General features: G+C 72.2%; 15 protein-coding genes. 13 read left to right on the top strand and 2 right to left on the bottom strand.

Annotated elements, in window-relative coordinates; genetic code table 11:
* Positions 1-53: 53 nt before the first annotated feature.
* The gene (gene cls, locus JOD66_RS02920; RefSeq protein WP_204835441.1) at positions 54-1526 is read right to left on the bottom strand and encodes a cardiolipin synthase; all 1473 of its coding nucleotides are present in this window, start codon (positions 1524-1526) and stop codon (positions 54-56) included.
* A gap of 27 nt (positions 1527-1553) precedes the next feature.
* Here cls and JOD66_RS02915 point away from each other — a divergent pair, with 27 nt between their 5' ends.
* The 13 genes from JOD66_RS02915 to JOD66_RS02855 all read left to right on the top strand — a co-directional run bounded on the left by JOD66_RS02915 (position 1554) and on the right by JOD66_RS02855 (position 13762).
* A complete protein-coding gene (locus JOD66_RS02915; protein WP_204835440.1) occupies positions 1554-1973 on the top strand; it encodes a hypothetical protein in 420 nt (139 codons plus the stop codon).
* On the top strand, positions 1970-2473 hold the full coding sequence (locus tag JOD66_RS02910; RefSeq protein WP_204835439.1) for an RDD family protein: 504 nt from the start codon (positions 1970-1972) through the stop codon (positions 2471-2473). The genes JOD66_RS02915 and JOD66_RS02910 overlap by 4 nt, the downstream gene beginning before the upstream one ends.
* Before the next feature lie 64 nt (positions 2474-2537).
* Entirely contained in the window at positions 2538-3224 is a 687-nt protein-coding gene (locus JOD66_RS02905; protein WP_204835438.1) for an HD domain-containing protein, read from the top strand.
* 9 nt (positions 3225-3233) lie between these two features.
* Positions 3234-4025, top strand: a complete 792-nt coding sequence (locus tag JOD66_RS02900; protein WP_307823262.1) for an IclR family transcriptional regulator — start codon at positions 3234-3236, stop codon at positions 4023-4025.
* Positions 4026-4126: 101 nt separating this feature from the next.
* Entirely contained in the window at positions 4127-4858 is a 732-nt protein-coding gene (gene aqpZ / locus JOD66_RS02895) for an aquaporin Z (RefSeq protein WP_204835437.1), read from the top strand.
* Between the two features lie 189 nt (positions 4859-5047).
* Entirely contained in the window at positions 5048-6310 is a 1263-nt protein-coding gene (locus JOD66_RS02890; RefSeq protein WP_204835436.1) for a cytochrome P450, read from the top strand.
* Positions 6303-7385 carry a PEP/pyruvate-binding domain-containing protein gene (locus tag JOD66_RS02885; protein ID WP_204835435.1) on the top strand — a complete coding sequence of 361 codons (1083 nt, stop codon included), beginning with the start codon at positions 6303-6305 and terminating at the stop codon, positions 7383-7385. The genes JOD66_RS02890 and JOD66_RS02885 overlap by 8 nt, the downstream gene beginning before the upstream one ends.
* Positions 7382-9232 carry a PEP-utilizing enzyme gene (locus JOD66_RS02880; RefSeq protein ID WP_204835434.1) on the top strand — a complete coding sequence of 617 codons (1851 nt, stop codon included), beginning with the start codon at positions 7382-7384 and terminating at the stop codon, positions 9230-9232. Before JOD66_RS02885 ends, JOD66_RS02880 begins: the two co-directional genes overlap by 4 nt.
* Before the next feature lie 4 nt (positions 9233-9236).
* Positions 9237-10004, top strand: a complete 768-nt coding sequence (locus tag JOD66_RS02875) for an SDR family NAD(P)-dependent oxidoreductase (protein ID WP_204835433.1) — start codon at positions 9237-9239, stop codon at positions 10002-10004.
* A gap of 19 nt (positions 10005-10023) precedes the next feature.
* Positions 10024-10344, top strand: coding sequence for a 2Fe-2S iron-sulfur cluster-binding protein (locus tag JOD66_RS02870; protein ID WP_204835432.1), 321 nt, complete (start codon positions 10024-10026; stop codon positions 10342-10344).
* Positions 10345-10347: 3 nt separating this feature from the next.
* Positions 10348-11616, top strand: a complete 1269-nt coding sequence (locus JOD66_RS02865; RefSeq protein WP_204835431.1) for an NAD(P)/FAD-dependent oxidoreductase — start codon at positions 10348-10350, stop codon at positions 11614-11616.
* Positions 11613-12305, top strand: coding sequence for an HD domain-containing protein (locus tag JOD66_RS02860; RefSeq protein WP_204835430.1), 693 nt, complete (start codon positions 11613-11615; stop codon positions 12303-12305). The genes JOD66_RS02865 and JOD66_RS02860 overlap by 4 nt, the downstream gene beginning before the upstream one ends.
* Complete coding sequence (locus JOD66_RS02855) at positions 12302-13762, top strand: aldehyde dehydrogenase (protein WP_204835429.1); 1461 nt, start codon at positions 12302-12304, stop codon at positions 13760-13762. The genes JOD66_RS02860 and JOD66_RS02855 overlap by 4 nt, the downstream gene beginning before the upstream one ends.
* Positions 13763-13770: 8 nt before the next feature.
* Here the strand turns inward: JOD66_RS02855 and JOD66_RS02850 are convergent, their stop codons facing one another.
* On the bottom strand, positions 13771-14481 hold the full coding sequence (locus JOD66_RS02850; protein WP_307823260.1) for an IclR family transcriptional regulator: 711 nt from the start codon (positions 14479-14481) through the stop codon (positions 13771-13773).
* Positions 14482-14563: the final 82 nt, after the last annotated feature.

Raw genomic sequence — 14563 nt, 5'->3', positions numbered from 1 at the left:
GGTCGCCGGCCGGGGCTGGTCCGTTCGGGCCAGCGGGCAGGGACCGGGGGTCCTCACTGCAGGGCGGCGGTCAAGCGGGCCACGTTGTCGACGTACTTCGCGCCCGGGGAGCGCTCCTGCCACGCGTCGAGGGTGAGCTCCTTCGACAGGGCGCGGTAGGTGTCCTCGACGCGTCGCATCTTCGCCACGACGGCGGGGTCGGGCATCATCAGCGACACCTCGTAGTTGAGCGCGAACGAGCGCATGTCCATGTTGCTGGAGCCGACCACGGCGACCTGGTCGTCGATGGTGAAGTGCTTCGAGTGGAGGATGTACGGCGCCGGGTACTGGTAGATCCGGACTCCGGCCTCCAGCAGCGCCTTGTAGTACGACGCCTGGGCGTGCCCGACGAGGAACTGGTCGGACACCTCGCTGACGAACAGCTCCACGTCGATGCCGCGCTCGGCGGCGGTGGTGACGGCGTACAGCAGCGACTCGTCGGGCACGAAGTAGGGCGAGGTCAGCGAGATCCGCTCGGTGGCGGCGTAGAGCAGCGTGGTGAACATCCGCAGGTTGTTCTCGGCGACGATGCCGGGGCCGCTGGGGACGACCTGGCAGGGGACGTCGAAGACCTCCTCCGGGCGGCGGTCCGGCTCGCCGTGGACGGCGACGAGGTCGACGACGTGGCCGGTCTCGACGTACCAGTCCGAGGCGAAGACGGCGTTGAGCGCGCCGACGACGGGGCCTTCGAGGCGCACCATCAGCTCGACCCACTCGCGGCCGAGACGGTGGTTGGCGGGCTTGTTGTAGCCGGGCTCGGTGAGGTTGAGCGAGCCGGTGAAGCCGACGCTGCCGTCGACGACCAGGATCTTGCGGTGGTTGCGCAGGTCGGGGCGGCGGAATCGGCCCCGCAACGGCTTGATCGGGAGCATCGGGTGCCAGGCGATCTGGGTGCGGCGCAGCCGCTTGACCATGGCCCGGTAGCCGGGGATGCGGCGCGAGCCGATGTGGTCGAACAGCAGCCGTACGTCGACCCCGCGCTCGGTCGCGCGGATCAGCGCCTGGAACACCGGGTCGGTCACGTCGTCCCAGGCGGTGATGTAGAACTGCACGTGCACATGGCTGCGGGCCCGGTCGATCTCGCGGGCCATCTCGGTCATCAGCGCCCGGTAGTCCGGCCACAGCTCGACCTCGTTGCCGCCGGTGAGTGGCAGTGCGCCGAGGTTCTGGTTGAGCATCGCCACGCCGGCCATCGCCCGCGGCAGCCGGGTGGAGTCGAACGACAGCGGCAGTTGCTCGCTGCGCTCCCGGATGGTCGCGATCGCCGTGCGCTGGCGGGTGATCCGCCGGTTGCCGAGCCGGATCCGGCCGAAGAGCAGGAAGACCGAGAACCCGATGATCGGCTCGATCAGGATGAGCAGCAACCAGGCCATGCCGGTCGACGGCTTGCGGTTGCCGGGGATCACGCCGAGCGCGACGAGGCGGAGCACCATGTCGAGGCCGAACACGATCCACCCGAGCGTCGACGTCGGAACCAGCAGATTCATGGGGGAACCCTATGGAATCCTGACCACATGACGCCCTCAGAACCGGGTTTGCTCAGCCGTGTCGCCGGCGCGGTCACCGGCAAGGTGGTGGACGCGATGCCGGTCGAGGAGATCCTCGAGCATGTCGACATCGACGCCGTGCTCGACCAGATCGATGTCAACCACCTGCTCGAGCGGGTCGACGTCAACCGGCTGCTGGACCGGGTCGACGTCGACCGACTGCTGGCCCGTGCGGACGTCGAGGCGCTGGTGCAGCGTGCCGGGATCCCCGATCTCGTCGCCGAGACGACCGGCAACCTGGCCGGGCGCACCCTCGACGTCGCGCGCAGCCAGGTCGCCGGGCTGGACACCATCGTCACGGGCATCGTCGACCGGGTCCTGCGCCGGCGCGGCCCCGCGCCGTTGGGCCCGGTGCTGCTGGTGGCGGCCCCCGCGGAGCGCGGGTGAGCCGGGCGAGCGTCACCGGTCGGTACGCCGGACCGGTGAGCCGGGCGGCCGCGGCGGCGATCGACGTGGCGGTCGTTCTGGCGTCGTACTCGGTCGGGGTGGCGCTGACCGGCTTCCTGCTCGACGCGATCTTCGACGCGTCGCTCGAGGACGGCACGGGTGCGGTGGCCTCGATCGTGCTCGTCGGCTGGGCGGCGCTGTACGTCGCCGTCGGCACCGCGGTCGCCGGCCGGACCGTCGGCAAGGCGATCGTCGGGCTCAAGGTGGTGTCCCGCGAAGGCCGCCCGGTCTGGCCGGCCGCGGCGGTGGTGCGGGTGCTCGCGTTCCCGTTGAGCACGTCGGTGTTCGGGCTGGGCCTGGCGCTGGTGGCGCTGCGCCGCGACCACCGGGCGCTGCACGACCTGATCGCCCGGACGGCGGTGGTCTACGACTGGGGAGACCGACAGGCGCAGCTGCCGGGCCCGCTGACGGCGTACCTGCGGGCGCACGACGCGGCCTGAGCCGCTTCCGTCCACCGGAAGCAGCGGCTTGCCGGGACGGGCCGGCGGGCGGTTCGCTGCAGGGGTGCTGCCCCACCTCACGCCGACCCGCAACGACCTCGGCCGCGACGTGACCGGGCACCTCCCCGCGGCGGAGGGGCTGCCCGGGGTCTACGTGCTCGACGAGCGGCACGCCGCGATCTGGGAGCGTGCCGTGCCGTACCTGCGGGTGCGGGACAACGACGCGCACACGATCTACGCCTACGGCCTGGGCCGGGCCCTGCTCGACCTGACGCCGCAGGCCGACCCGGAGGTGGTGCTGCCGGCCATCCTGCTGCACGACACCGGCTGGTCCCAGGTGCCCGAGCCGGAGATCCTGGAGGCGATCGCGCCCGGCGGCGGCCGTCCCGACCTGGTGCTCCGCCACGAGAAGGAGGGCGCCCGGATCGCGAGCGAGGTGCTGGCCGACGTCGGCTGGGACGCCGAGCGGACCGAGCGGATCGTCGCCATCGTCGACGGTCACGACAGCCGGCGCGAGGCGATCTCCCTCGACGACGCGCTGATGAAGGACGCCGACAAGCTCTGGCGGCTCACGCCCCACGGCGTCGACACGGTGATGGGCTGGTTCGGCCTGACCCGGGAGCAGGCGCACCGGCTGATCGCGAGCCGGGTGCACGACCACCTGCTCAGCGAGCCGGGCCGCGTCCTCGCGCTAGGCCTGGCCGCGGTGGCGTCGATCGACGTCACGCCGCAGCGGATCGCGCTGGCGTAGCCTCGGCCCGTGACCGACGGCGGGGGCAGGGGCGACGGCGGCGGACGCACCGTCACCTCGAAGGTGCTGGGCCTGCTGGCCGCGTTCGAGCACGGCCCGAGCGCGCAGTCGCTCAGCGAGCTCGCCGCCCATGCCGACCTGCCGCTGCCGACGGCCCACCGACTCGCGGCCGAGCTGGTCGCCTGGGGTGCGCTGGAGCGCACCCCGGAGGGCCGGTACGTCGTCGGGCTGCGGCTGTGGGAGGTCGCCCAGCACGCCGGCCGTCAGCTGCGCGATGCCGCGCGCCCGTACCTCCAGGACCTCTTCTCGCTGACCCAGGAGACCGCCCACCTCGCCATCCGCGAGGGCCACGAGGCGCTCTACATCGACCGGATCTACGGCTCCAAGCGGGTGCCGCGCGCCAGCCGGGTCGGCGGCCGGCTGCCGTTGCACGCGACCGCCGTGGGCAAGGTGCTGCTGGCCTACGAGGACCGCTGGCTGCAGGAGGCGTACGTCGCCGAACGGCTGGACCCGGTGACCGCCCGCACCCACGTACACCCGCAGCGGCTGCTCGAGGAGCTGGCGGCGATCCGCGAGCGCGGGTTCGCCACGACCTACGAGGAGGTCCGGGTGGGGAGCTGCTCGGTCGCCGTGCCGGTGCTGACGCCCGAAGGCCGGGCGCCGGCCTCGATCGGCCTGGTCATGCACTCCGCGCAGGCCGACCAGATGCCCCGGCACCTGCCGACGCTGCGCGGGATCGCGGCCCGGATCGCGCCGTCGGTGAGCCGTTGGGCCGGCCCCGGGCCCGGCCGAGCTCGCTGATCCGCGCGGCCGCAGCCACGGCGCGGTGACCCAGGTCACAGTCCCGTCGGCGTGATACTGCCTCCAGGCCCGCTCCCGGGCCCTCTTCCCCAGGAGGCACGATGTCCACTCAACCTGATGTACCCAAGGTCGTCGCCGCGGAGTTCCTCGGCACCTTCGTCCTCGTCTTCGGCGGCTGCGGAACGGCCGTCCTCGCGGGCAAGGAGGTCGGCTTCGCCGGCGTCGCGCTCGCCTTCGGCCTCACCGTCGTGGTGATGGCCTACGCCGTCGGCCACATCTCGGGCGGACACTTCAACCCCGCCGTCACGCTGGGCGCGGCGGCCGGTGGCCGGATCGCCTGGAAGGACACCCCGGTCTACATCGGCACCCAGGTCGTGGCCGGCATCGTCGCGGGCGCCGTGCTGCTCGTCGTGGCCAGCGGCACCGACGGCTTCGACGCCGTCAAGAGCGGCTTCGCCTCCAACGGGTACGACGACCGCTCGCCGCTGGGCTACAGCCTGCTGGCCTGCCTGGTGATCGAGGTGCTGCTGACCGCGATCTTCCTGTGGGTGATCCTCGGCGCCACCGACTCGCGCGCGCCCAAGGGCTTCGCGCCGCTGGCGATCGGCCTCTCCCTGACCCTGATCCACCTGATCAGCATCCCGGTCACCAACACCTCGGTGAACCCGGCGCGCTCGATCGGCGTCGGCCTGTTCGCGGGCGGCGACGCGATCGGCCAGCTCTGGCTGTTCATCGTGGCGCCGGTCGTCGGCGGCCTCGTCGCCGGCTTCTCCTACGCCTTCCTGCTGGGCAGCGACGACGCCGTCGCGCTGGCCGACGCGATGGAGGCCTGAGCCCCACCGCCCTACCGGCACCGCCAACGACTCCCGGCCGCACCCGGCCGGGAGTCGTTGCGTTCCCGCCCACACCGACTTCCGTCCACCGGAAGACGGCCATTGTGAGCGCTCCGCCCGAGGGCCAAGGTTGACCTTGTGACCGGCGCCACTCGGCAGCCCGGACCAGCAGTCCCAGAAGGGTGCGAGATGACCACGACGCACGAGCCCGGCACCGGTTGTCCGGTGGCCCACCACGGCTACCGGCCGTTCGCGATGGACGACCCGTTCCCGTCGTACGCCGCGCTGCGGGCCGAGGAGCCGGTGATGTACGACGAGCGCGTCGGCTACTGGGTCGTCAGCCGCTACGAGGACGTGAAGGCGGTCTTCGAGGACTGGGAGACCTTCAGCAGCGAGAACGCCCAGGCGCCGGTCCGCGAGCGTGGCCCCGAGGCCCGCCGGATCATGGAGGAGGGCGGCTTCACGGCCTACTCCGGCCTGTCCGCGCGGGTTCCCCCCGAGCACACCCGGATCCGCAAGGTGACCGCGAAGGCGTTCACGCCGCGGCGGTACAAGGCGCTGGAGCCGGCGATCCGCGCCCACGTCGTCGACCTGCTGACCGCGATGCGCGAGCGACCCGGGCGGGTCGGCGACATCGTCCGCGACCTGGCGTACGACGTCCCGACGGTCACCATCCTCACCCTGATCGGCGCCGACACCGGCCAGGTCGAGCTGTTCAAGAAGTGGTCGGACTCCCGCGCCGCGATGACGTGGGGCGACCTGTCCGACGAGGAGCAGGTGCCGCACGCGCACCACCTGGTCGACTACTGGACCGAGTGCCGGCGACTCGTCGCCGAGGCGCACGCCGAGGAGCGCGACTCGCTCGTCGGTGACCTGGTCCGGGTGCAGGCCGAGGGCGACCCGATCACCGACCACGAGATCGCGTCGATCTGCTACAGCCTGCTCTTCGCCGGTCACGAGACCACCACGACGCTGATCTCCAACGCGGTACGCGTGCTCCTCGAGCATCCCGACCAGTGGCGGCGGATCGTCGACGACCCGAGCCTGATCCCGGGCGCGGTCGACGAGGTGCTCCGGGTCAGCCCCTCGATCGTCGGCTGGCGGCGCAAGGCGCTGAAGGACACCACCGTCGGCGGGGTCCCGATCCCGTCCGGCAGCGAGCTGCTCCTGCTGATGGGCTCGGCCAACCGCGACGAGACGCGCTTCGAGGAAGCCGACCGCTTCGACGTCACCCGTGCCAACGCCCGCGAGCATCTCGCCTTCGGGTTCGGCATCCACTACTGCCTCGGCAACATGCTGGCCAAGCTGCAGGCCAGGGTCTGCCTGGAGGAGATCGCCCGACTCGCGCCCGACCTGCGCCTGGTCGACGCGGACGCGATCCGGTTCGGCGACAACCTGTCCTTCCGCGCACCGCTCGCGGTGCCCGTCACCTGGGAGAGCTCCGATGACTGAGCGTTTCGTCCAGTTCTTCGACGCCGGGGAGCCCCCCGAGCACGACCTGCTCGGGGGCAAGTGCGCCTCGCTGGTCACCATGACTGCCGCCGGGATGCCCGTCCCGCCGGGCTTCGCGGTCACCACGGCGGCGTACGACGCGTTCGTGCGCGAGTCCGGCATCGCCGACCGGATCCACGAGCTCCTCGCCGGGCTCGACCCCGAGGACGTCGTGCGGGTCGACGAGGTGTCGGCGCGGATCCGCGAGCTGCTGCTGGGCTGCCCCGTCCCGGCCGCGGTCCGGGACGCCACCAAAACGGCGTACGACGAGCTGACGGCCCGGATCGGTGCGGACGTGCCGGTCGCGGTCCGGTCGTCGGCCACCGCCGAGGACCTGCCGGACGCGAGCTTCGCCGGCCAGCAGGACACCTACCTGTGGCTGCGCGGCTGGGCCGACGTGCGCGAGCACATCCGCCGCTGCTGGGCCTCGATCTACACCAGCCGCGCGATCCTCTACCGGCTCAAGAACGGCATCCCCGACGAGGGCCTGTCGATGGCGGTGGCGGTGCAGAAGATGGTCAACGCCCGGGTCGCCGGCGTCGCGATCACCCTCAACCCGACGACGGGTGACCGCTCGAAGATCGCCATCGACGCGTCGTACGGCGTCGGCGAGATGGTCGTCTCCGGCCAGGTCACCCCCGACAACCTGCTGCTCGACAAGGTGATGCTCAGCGTGGTCCAGGAGCATCGCGGCGCCAAGCACGCCGAGCTGGTCCCCGACGCCGCGGCCGGGAGCCTCGTCGAGCGTGAGGTCGAGCCGGACCGGCGCGACCGGCTCTGCCTCGAGCCCGACGAGCTCGTCGCCGTCGCCCAGCTCGCGAAGCGCGCCGAGAAGCACTACGGATGCCCGCAGGACATCGAGTGGGCCTTCGACAGCGACCTGCCGGCGGGGGAGAACCTCCTGCTGCTCCAGGCGCGCCCCGAGACCGTCCACTCGGTCGCGGCCACCACCACGCCTACGCCTCCTGCCTCGGGCGGGATGACCGGCTTCATGTCCGGACTCACCAGCTCTCTCACCCCAAGGAACAACCGATGACCGTCACCGAGCCGACTCCGGGCACCAGCACCGCGCCCGCGATGAAGTCCTTCCCCAAGCCGTCCCAGCTGCCCGTGCCCGAGGGGGCCGAGGGCTGGGAGAGGCTCTATCCCTACAACCTGGTCTTCCAGAACCTCAGCGGCGCCGAGGACGAGAAGTTCTGGTTCTGCGACAGCCAGCACTGGCCGACGGTGTTCAAGCCGTTCGAGACGATCGGCGGCGAGTTCGCGGTCAAGTGCCTCGGGCAGTACAACACCCGGCACCTGCTGATCCCGCCGGCCAACGGCATCGAGTTCAAGATCCACCTCGGCTACCTCTACATGTCACCGGTGCCGGTCCCCGAGGACCAGATCCCGGCGCGGGTGCCGGAGTTCGAGCGCCGGGCCGGGCACTACTTCCAGAACTGGAACGAGCTGCTCGACGCGTGGCGGGTCAAGGTGCGCGGGACGATCGACGAGATGGAGGCGCTGCGCTTCGAGTCGCTGCCCGACATGGTGCCCTTCGACGACATCGTCGCGGGCGTGGCCAAGGACGGCTCCGAGGTGCTGATGGAGAGCTACGACCGGCTGATCCAGCTGTGCTACCAGAACTGGCAGTACCACTTCGAGTTCCTCAACCTCGGCTACCTGGCCTATCTCGACTTCTTCGGCTTCTGCAAGGAGGCCTTCCCCGGCATCCCGGACCAGGCGATCGCGAAGATGGTCCAGGGCGTCGACATGGAGCTCTTCCGTCCCGACGACGAGCTCAAGAAGCTGGCCACCCTGGCCGTCGAGAGCGGCCTGCAGGCGGCCTTCGCCGACACCGACGACGTGGCCGGCACCCTGGCCCGGATCGGGGAGTACGACGGCGGCGCGGCCTGGCTGGCGGCGTACGAGGCGGCGCAGGACCCGTGGTTCAACTTCACCGTCGGCAACGGCTTCTACGGCCACGACAAGTACTGGCTCGAGCACCAGGAGATCCCGCTCGGCTACATCAAGGACTACGTCCGCCGGCTCGACGAGGGCCAGCAGATCATGCGGCCGGTCGCGGAGCTGACGGCCGAGAAGGACCGGATCGTCGAGGAGTACCGCGACCTGCTCGACGGAGAGGCGCTCGCCACCTTCGACGCCAAGCGCGGCCTGGCCGCGACGGCCTACCCGTACGTCGAGAACCACAACTTCTACATCGAGCACTGGACCATGGGCGTCTTCTGGCGCAAGGTCCGCGAGCTCGGCCGGGTGTTCGCGGCGGCCGGCTTCTGGGCCGACGAGTCGGACCTGCTCTACCTGACCCGCGGCGAGGTCCGCGACGCGATCTTCGACCTGGTCACCGGCTGGGCGGTCGGCGCCGAGGCGACCGGGCCGCACTACTGGCCGGCCGAGATCGAGCGCCGGCGCGGGATCTTCGAGGCGCTCGCGACGCAGCGCCCGCAGCCGGCACTGAACACCCCGCCGGCCGAGATCACCGAGCCGTTCACGATGATGCTCTACGGCATCACCACCGAGCAGGTGCAGCAGTGGCTGGCCGGCGACGAGGGTGGCGACGAGGGCGTGATCACCGGCATGGCCGCCTCGCCGGGCGTGGTCGAGGGGCTCGCCCGCGTGGTGCACAGCGCCGACCAGCTGGGCGAGGTGCAGCAGGACGAGATCCTCGTCGCGACGATCACCGCGCCGTCGTGGGGGCCGATCTTCGGCAAGATCAAGGCGACCGTCACCGACATCGGCGGGATGATGAGCCACGCGGCGATCGTGTGCCGCGAGTACGGCCTCCCCGCCGTCACCGGCACCGGCAGCGCGTCGACGACGATCCGGACCGGGCAGCGGATCCGGGTCGACGGCGGCACCGGTCGCGTCGAGATCCTGGACTGACGCCGTGTCCGATCCGAGGAGCGACGAGGGCCGCGGCCGGACCGTGCTCGTCACCGGCGCCGCCGGCGGGCTGGGCCGGGCGTTCGCGCTCGGCTTCGCCGGTCGGGGCTACCGGGTCGCGGTCGCCGACATCGACGAGGCCGGCGTCGCGGAGACCGCGAAGCTCGTCGTCGACGCGGGCGCCGAGGCCTGGCACGGCCCGGTCGACGTCACCTCGGCGACGTCGACGGCGGCGCTCGCGGAGGCGGTGGCCGACTTCGGTAGCGGACGGATCGACGTGCTGGTCAACAACGCCGCCATCTACGGCACCGTCACCCGATCCCCGCTCGAGGACATCGACCCCGCGGACTGGGACCTGGTGCTGGGGGTCAACCTCAAGGGACCGTGGCTGATGGTGCGGGCCTGCAGCCCGTTCCTGCCCGAGGGTGCACGCGTGGTCAACCTCTCCTCGGCCACGGTCTACAGCGGCTCGGAGAACTGGCTGCACTACGTCGCCTCCAAGGGCGGCGTGATCGCCCTGACCCGGGTGATGGCCAAGGAGCTGGGCCGGCGCTCGATCAACGTCAACGCGATCGCGCCCGGCTTCACCCTCACCGACGCCAGCCTCGGCCTGATGGACGACGCCGCGTCGTACGGCGTCGACCGGGGCGCGCTGCGCCGCGCCAGCCGGCCCGACGACGTCGTCGGCGTCGCCCTCTTCCTCGCCGGCCCCGACGCCGGCTTCGTCACCGGCCAGACCGTCGTCGTCGACGGTGGCCGCCAGTTCATCTGAGTCTCCTGGAGGGACCGACATGCCCACGATCACCTACACCGACGCCACCGGGACGGCCCACGCCGTCGAGGCCGGCGTCGGCGACTCCGTGATGGAGACCGCCGTGCGCAACGGCGTCCCCGGCATCGTCGCGGAGTGCGGCGGCTCGCTGTCCTGCGCGACCTGCCACGTCTTCGTCGACCCGGCCGACTACGCCGCGCTGCCGCCGATGGAGGAGATGGAGGACGAGATGCTGTGGGGCGCCGCCGTCGACCGGCGCGACACCTCCCGGCTGTGCTGCCAGATCAAGGTCACCGAGGGCATGGACCTGCACGTGACCACGCCGGAGACGCAGGTCTGAGCCATGAGCACTGATCCCGAGGGCTCGGCCGGCCTGCTCATCATCGGCTCCTCCCAGGCGGGGGTGCAGCTCGCGGTGTCCCTGCGCGCCCTCGGGTACGAGCCGCCCATCACGCTCCTCGGGGACGAGAACCACCGTCCCTACCAGCGTCCGGCGCTGTCGAAGGAGTTCCTGCAGGGCGCGATCACCAAGGAGTCGCTGATCTACCGCACCCAGGAGTACTGGGACGAGCACCGGATCCGAGTCGTGCGCAACGAGCGCATCATCCGGATCGACAAGCGCGCCGACGGCGGCGGGGTCGCGCACTCCCTGTCGGGCGCGGAGATCCCGTTCGACCGGCTCGCGCTGACCGTCGGCGCCCGGGCGAGGCGGCTCCTGGTCGAGGGCGTGGACCTGCCCGGCGTGCTCTACCTGCGCAACGCCGACGACGCGCTCGAGCTCAAGGCGCGGGTGCCGATGGTCAAGGACGTCGTCGTGATCGGCGGCGGCTTCATCGGCATCGAGGCCGCGGCCAGCCTCAACAAGATGGGCCGCACGGTCACGCTGCTGGAGGCCGGGCCGCGCCTGGTCGGGCGCGCGGTGGGGGCCGAGACGTCGGCGTACCTGCTCGACCACCACCGGCAGCACGGCATCGACGTGGTCCTGGACGCGCAGGTGCGTCGGATCACCGGCTCGGGGGACCGGGTGTCCGGGGTCGAGCTCGCCGACGGCCGGCTGATCCGCGCGGACCTGGTGCTGATCGGCGTCGGGGTGATCCCCAACACCGAGCTGGCCGAGTCGATCGGGCTCGCCTGCGACAACGGGATCCGGGTCGACGAGCACGCGGTCGCCTCCGACGGGGTGACCGTCGCGGTCGGCGACGTCGCCAACCTGCCGAACCCGGTCCCGGGCGCGCCGACGCAGGACCGGATGCGGTTCGAGAGCGTCAACAACGCGGTGGAGCAGGCCAAGGTGGCGGCGTACGCGATCACCGGGCGGCCCGAGGAGTACGCCGGCGTCCCGTGGTTCTGGTCGAACCAGGCCGACCTCAAGCTGCAGATCGCCGGCCTGTCCGCCGGGCACGACCGGACCGTGGTCCGCGGCGACCCGGCGAAGGGCAGGCACGCGGTGCTCTACTACCGCGGCGACGCGATCATCGCCGCCGACTGCGTCAACGCACCCCTGGACTTCATGGCCGTCAAGGCCGCCATCGCGAGCGGAGCGTCGATCCCGCCCGACGAGGCCGCCGACCCCGCGGTCCCGCTCAAGTCGATCTCGAGGAAGCCGTCATGACCCAGCCCCTGCCGCCGACCCCCGTCCCGCCGTCCGGGCCGGTCGACACCTCGCCGATCTCGCTCACGCCGGCCGCCGGGCTGGACCTCGACCCGGTGTGGCGCGGCGTCGTACCGGAGACCCGGGCGCGCAGCAACGACATCCACCTGCCGATCTCGCTGGCGTACGCCGAGCGGCTGTGCCGGGCCTACCCCGAGGCCGACGCGGAGCTGGTGCGGGTCGCGATCCTGCTCCACGACACCGGCTGGGGCCGGGTCGACGAGAGCCGGATCATCGCCGAGGGCTTCTCCGGCGACTGGCGCAAGGCCGAGATCCGGTTCGAGCACGAGCGGCAGGGCTGCCTGATCGCGCGGGAGGTGCTGCCGCCGCTGGGCTATGCGGAGGAGTTCGTCGCGGCCGTGTGCGCCATCGTCGACGGGCACGACACCCGCAAGGAGGCCTACTCCCTGGAGGACGCGCTGGTCCGCGACGCCGACCGGCTGTGGCGCTTCGACCACGCCGGGATCGCGCTCGCCTCGGGCTGGTTCGGGCTGGACCCGGCGACCTACTGCGACCGGCTCGCCCGCGAGATCGTCCCGGAGCTGCTGACCGAGGCCGCGGTCGCGATGGCCCACGCCGACCTGAGCCGATCCAACCGGCTGCTCAGGACCGACGTGCTGCGCGACGACGCCGGCGAGGTGGCGCCGTGACGCGCCCTCGGCTCGCCCTGCCGTGGACCCACGTCTCGGACCTCTACGTCGACGGCGCGTGGCGTCCCGCTCGGGGGACCGGCCGGTTGCCCGTCGTCGATCCGGCGACGGAGGAGACCTGGGGCAGCGTGCCCGATGCCTCGCGCCAGGACGTGGACAGCGCGATGGCCGCCGCGGCGCGCGCCTTCCGGACCGGGCCGTGGCCGCGGATGACGCCGTCGGAGCGGGCCGAGGTGCTGCTGCGGATGGCCGACGAGCTGGAGAAGCGGGCCGAGCCGCTCTCCTGGACCAACACCCGCGAGAACGGCTCGCCGATCGCGGAGACCTCCGGCGCCGCCGCCAACGCGGCGGGGATCCTGCGCCAGGTCGCGTCGCTGGCGTCGTGGCTGGAGACCGAGGACGTGCGGCCGTTCCCTGCGGGCGGCGCGGAGACCGTCGTCCGACGGGAGCCGGTCGGGCCGTGCGTGCTGATCGCTCCGTGGAACTTCCCGATCAACCTGATGGTGATCAAGCTCGCGCCCGCGCTGCTCGCGGGCTGCACCGTCGTGATGAAGCCGGCCGAGTCGACCCCGCTGTCGATCCGGTTCGTGGTCGAGGCGGCGGAGGCGGCCGGCGTACCTCCGGGCGTGGTCAACCTGGTCACCGGCGGGGGAGCCGTCGGCGAGGCGCTGGTGCGCCACCCCGACACCGCCAAGGTCGCCTTCACCGGCTCGACGCCGGTGGGGCGACGGATCGGCGCGGCCTGCGGCGAGCTGCTCAGGCCGGTGACCCTCGAGCTCGGCGGCAAGTCGTCGGCCATCGTGCTGGAGGACGCCGACCTCGACGCCATGGCGCGGGTCCTGGTGCGCTCGTCGATGCGCAACACCGGCCAGACCTGCTACATCTCCACCCGGATCCTCGCGCCCGCGGCGCGCTACGACGAGGTCGTCGCGATGGTCACCGCGACCATCGCCGCGGGCAGGCTCGGCGACCCGTTCGACCCCGACACCGTCTTCGGCCCGCTCGCGACCGCGCGGCAGCGCGATGTCGTGCTCGGCTACCTCGACGGCGCGAAGGCCGAGGGCGCGAGGGTCACGACCGGCGGTGCCGCCGTCGACGGCCCGGGCTACTTCGTGCGGCCGACGGTGCTCGCCGACGTGACGCCGTCGATGACCGTCGCCCGCGAGGAGGTCTTCGGGCCGGTGCTCTCGGTGCTCCGCTACGAGACCCTCGACGACGCGATCGCGCTGGCGAACGACACCTCGTTCGGTCTCGGCGGTCTGGTGTTCTCCGCGGACCCGGCGCGGGCGCTGGAGGTCGCCGAGCGGATGGACACCGGCTCGGTCGGGCTCAACTTCTTCGCGTCCAACCACGCCGCGCCGTTCGGCGGCCGGCACGACTCGGGTCTCGGCGTCGAGTACGGCGTGGAGGGGCTCTCGGCGTACCTCGCCTTCAAGTCGATCCACCGGAAGGTGTGAGCGCGGGCTCAGCCCACCGAGCGACCGACGCCCTGCGCCGCGACCTGGAGCGCCGCGACCAGGCGGGCCCGGTCCCGCTTGAGCGACGGTACGACGACGCCGAGGGCGGCGACGACACGGCTGCCGGCGGAGACGGGGACCGCGACCGAGCAGGCGCCCAGCGTCATCTCCTCGACGGTGGTGGCATAGCCGTCGTGGCGGATCTGGTCGAGCTGCTCGCGCATCCGGGCCGGCTGGGTGATGGTGAACGGCGTGACCCGGGCCAGCCGCGCGAGCGAGGCGGTCACGACGTCCTCGGGTGCGTGGGCGAGCAGCACCTTGCCGACCCCGGTGGCGTGGAGCGGGAGTCGTGAGCCGACGGTGCTGACGACCGGGACCGACGCGCGGCCGGAGAGGCGCTCGAGGTAGAGCACCTCGGTGCCCTCGCGAACGGCGAGGTGGACGGTCGCGCGGGTGGCGGCGTGCAGGTCGTTCATGAACGGCGCGGCGACCTCGCGCAGCCCGGTCTCGACGGGGGCGAGCAGGCCGACCTGCCACAGCCGCCGGGCGACGACGTACTCCCCGGTGGGCCGGCGCACCAGTGCGCCCCCGGCGACCAGCTCGCCGACCAGCCGGTGGGTGGTGGGGAGGGGCAGCCCGGCCCGGCGGGCCAGCTCGGACAGCGTCAGCCGGCGATGGGTCTCGTCGAAGGCGAAGAGCAGCGCGAGACTACGCGACACGACGGTCGCGCCCGGGACGGACGTGTTGCCAGCCAACGCAGGGCCTTTCGCTCAGTGGAAGAACTCTATCGCGCGGATCGCG

It is taken from the genome of Nocardioides nitrophenolicus (genome assembly GCF_016907515.1).
Lineage (GTDB): Bacteria > Actinomycetota > Actinomycetes > Propionibacteriales > Nocardioidaceae > Nocardioides > Nocardioides nitrophenolicus.
This window is presented reverse-complemented; position numbering and strand designations above follow the sequence as displayed.